This window comes from Spiroplasma endosymbiont of Lariophagus distinguendus (genome assembly GCF_023846195.1).
Taxonomy (GTDB): domain Bacteria; phylum Bacillota_I; class Bacilli_A; order Mycoplasmatales; family VBWQ01; genus Spiroplasma_E.
The window spans coordinates 1-521 of record NZ_JALMUW010000194.1; the positions used below are offsets into that span (position 1 = coordinate 1).

Below are 521 nucleotides of genomic sequence, written 5' to 3' on the forward strand. Positions count from 1 at the left end.
GATTTTTAACAGATTTTCTCTTATTATTATTTAATGTTGGTAACTTATATTTTTTGTATAATAAATTAATAATTTGTAGATTGTTATTTTCTTTTGCATAATTTAAAGCAGTATTACCATTATTAAATTGAATTTGTACATTAACATAATTTTTAATTAATAATTCAACTATTTTAAAATCATTATTATCTATTGCAGAATATAAAGGAGTAAATCCTTCATTATCTTGTGCATTTATATTAGCACCATTTTTAAGTAAAAATTCAGCTATTTCAAAATAACCATTATCTACTGCATAATGTAAAGGAGTATCACCATATATATTTTTAATATTAACATTAGCACCATTTTTAAATCTCTTAATTAACACTTTAAACAATTCATCAACTAATAAAATATCATCATTTAAATTAAAATTATAATCAATTAAAAATTTAACCATTTCAAGATCTCCGTTATCTACTGCATAATGTAAGATAGTCAATCCTTCTTCATCTTGTGCATTTATATCAGAATTATTG

1 protein-coding gene is annotated in these 521 nt (G+C 20.5%); it reads right to left on the minus strand.

Annotation, left to right across the window (positions count from 1 at the left end):
* A partial coding sequence (locus tag M0D11_RS06495; RefSeq protein WP_252321182.1) for an ankyrin repeat domain-containing protein occupies positions 1 to 521 on the minus strand: 521 nt, incomplete at both ends.